Origin of the sequence: Arthrobacter oryzae, from assembly GCF_003634095.1 — a bacterium.
Taxonomy (GTDB): domain Bacteria; phylum Actinomycetota; class Actinomycetes; order Actinomycetales; family Micrococcaceae; genus Arthrobacter; species Arthrobacter oryzae.
The window spans coordinates 1-2970 of sequence record NZ_RBIR01000016.1; the positions used below are offsets into that span (position 1 = coordinate 1).

Sequence of the window (2970 nt, forward strand, 5' to 3'; positions counted from 1 at the left end):
AGCTAAGACCCACAGCGCCGATGGTACTGCACCCGGGAGGGTGTGGGAGAGTAGGTCACCGCCGGAACATCATTACACGGTCGAGGACCCCCAACACAGGTTGGGGGTCCTCCCGCATTTAACCCCAAAACCACAACCCGGGCCGCCAGGCGCGCAGGCCGGCCGGGAAGACTCGGCACTGACAACGACGGTGCGACGGACCCCGCCGGCCGGTCCTGCAGCAGACCGGCCCGCACCCGCCCCCAGGCGGCCACGACGGCGGCCGTGACGGCCGGGAAACCCGGCCGCGGACCCGGCCCATGGTCAGCCGGGAAGCCCGGCCGACGACGCCGGAAAGACCCGGCCATGGACCCGGGCCAGGACCTCGACCCCAAGCCCCCCGCCGACCCCGCACGCGAGGGCCGCGATCAACAACCCGCTGGGTGGACGGGAAAGCAGGAAGAACTCCTGAGCGAGCGGCAGGTTGAGCAGGACCAAAAGGGAGGCGCTCATGGCCACCAACACGGCAAGGCGCCCCGCGTTGAGGGGACGGGATACGGCGGAGAGTATCCACAGCCCGACCATGGACAGCGTGAGAACAGAAGCGCTGCTGACTTGTTCCGGCGTGGCCGCGCCGGCAAGCGGCGCGACTGCGTTCAGCGTGAGCAGGGAGGCCGTCACTATCAGCCCTGCAGGCACCGAGAACCACAGGGACCTGCGCAGGAATCCAGGCTGGTAGCGGCGCGGATTTGGCATGAGCGCCAGGAAGAAAGCCGGGATTCCGATCGTTAGGCCGTCCGTGAAGGACAGCTGCCGGGGAAGAAACGGGAACTTCCACTGCAGGAGCCCGAAAGTTACCGCGATGGCGGTGGCGTACACCGTCTTACTGAGGAAGAGGCTGGAGACCCGTTCAATATTGGCAATGACCTGCCGGCCCTCCGCGAGGACTCCGGGCAGCCGGTCGAAACGGCCGTCGAGCAGCACCAGGCGCGCCACAGCCTTGGTGGCGGGTGCCGCGGAATCCATGGCGATGCCGAGGTCCGCCGTCTTCAGCGCGAGGGCGTCGTTGACGCCGTCGCCGGTCATGGCCACGGTATGTCCCCGGCGCTGGAGGGCCTCGACCATCTGCCTCTTCTGGGCGGGCGTCACCCGGCCAAACACCGTGTTTGATTCCATCACCTCCTCCAGATGCTCCATGTCCTCCGGCAGGGAGCGCGCGTCGAAGCCCGTGGCGACGTCCAGGCCGACACGCCGGGCAATAGCAGCGACGGTCCGGGGATCGTCACCGGAAATGATCTTCAGGCCGACATCCTCGGCGCGGAAAAACTCGAGGGTCTCCCTGGCATCCGAGCGGGGTTGTTCCCGGAAAGTCAAGAGTGCCACCGGCCGCAGCGACGCTGGCAGCTGTTCCGACTTTCCCCCATCCGGCAACTGTCCGCCCCGGGCCAAAAGAAGAGTCCGCAGCCCGGTCTCCGCCAAGTCGCCGGCTTGGCGCAGAATGTCGTGCCGATCCGGCTCATCGCTCTGGTGCGGTGCGGTGCCTTGGGCTGCGGGGACGGCCAACTGCCGGGACCCGGCCGCGTCGTCGACCAGCACCATTTCCGGTGCCCCCAGAATCCAGGTGCGCGCCGCCCGGCTGCGTCCGTCGAAACTTACCCCGCTCCACTTCCGGGCCGAGGAGAACGGCACCGTCGAGATCGGCTGAAGACCGCCGTCATCCTCGAAAACGGTGCTCAGGCAGCGTGCCGTGGCATTCGCCTCGGGCTCAGCGCCAAACCATGCCAGGACCTGTTCCCAACCCGGCTCCGGCACCAACGGGTGTACAGCATCGAAGACCAGCCCACCCTCGGTGAGGGTCCCCGTCTTGTCCATGCACAGCACGTCGACACGTGCCAGGCCCTCTACCGCCGCGAGTTCCTGGATCAGGACGTTGTGGCTAGCCAGCCTGACGCCGCCGACAGCGAAGGCCACGCTGGTCAACAACACGAGTCCCAGCGGGACGATGGCGATCATGCTGGCAATGAGACCCACCATGACCGCCGTCCAGGCGTCCGTGGAAACGATGGCCTGCCAGCCACCGCGCGCCTGGACCTCGCCATTGACCACGATGATTGCCACGGGCAGCAGCACCCAGGCAATCCAGCGGAGTACCCGGTTGAGGCTGTTGCGGATCTCTGAGTTCACCAGTGAGAAGCGGCGCGCATCTGCCGTCAGCCGGCTCGCGAACGACGCTGCGCCAACCCGGACAACCTGGGCCCTCCCGTGGCCGGCTACAACGATCGATCCGGAAAGCACTTCGGAACCAGCCTCCTTGTCCACGGGATCCGCTTCGCCGGTGAGAAGAGATTCGTCGACCTCGAGGCCGGATGCGTCGAGAACGGCGGCGTCCGCGGTGACCTGGTCTCCGGCCCGCAGCACCAGAATGTCGTCACGGACGACGTCGGCCGTCGCGATCTCCCGGATCTCGCCCTCGCGCAGCACCCGTGCGATGGGGGCGTCAAGGACAGCCAGCCGGTCCAAGGACTTCTTGGCCCTGTATTCCTCGACGACGCCGATCACGGCGTTGCCGACGGCGGCGAGGCCAAACAAGGCATCGCGCCATTGCCCCAGAAGCAGCAGCAGAAGGAAGCTGGTTCCGACGATTGCGTTGAAGAGCGTGAAGACGTTGGCCCGGAAGATTTGCCACAGGCTCCGGCTGGTGGTGTCCGGGACGCGGTTGGTCAGCCCACGTTCAACCCGCGCCGTCACTTCTTGCTGCGAAAGACCCTTGGCGGCCGGCCGGGACACACGTCGGTGGAGCAAAGCTCGTCTCTGGCGCCGGCGGTATGCCCTCACCCTCCGATGGTATCCGGCATGGCGGCAGGATGTGATGGACGATACAGGCCGGAAAGATCGTGGTGGGGTGTGTGGTTGGGGGGTGTGTGGGGTGTTTTGGCTTGTGGTGGCGGGGTTTTGGGTGGGTGGGGGTGTGGGTTTGCGGTGGGGGCGTGG

General features: G+C 66.9%; 1 protein-coding gene. It reads right to left on the reverse strand.

Features of this window, described 5'->3' with window-relative positions; genetic code table 11:
• Positions 1-303: 303 nt before the first annotated feature.
• Complete coding sequence (locus C8D78_RS19520; RefSeq protein ID WP_244208518.1) at positions 304-2781, reverse strand: HAD-IC family P-type ATPase; 2478 nt, start codon at positions 2779-2781, stop codon at positions 304-306.
• Between the last annotated feature and the right edge of the window lie 189 nt (positions 2782-2970).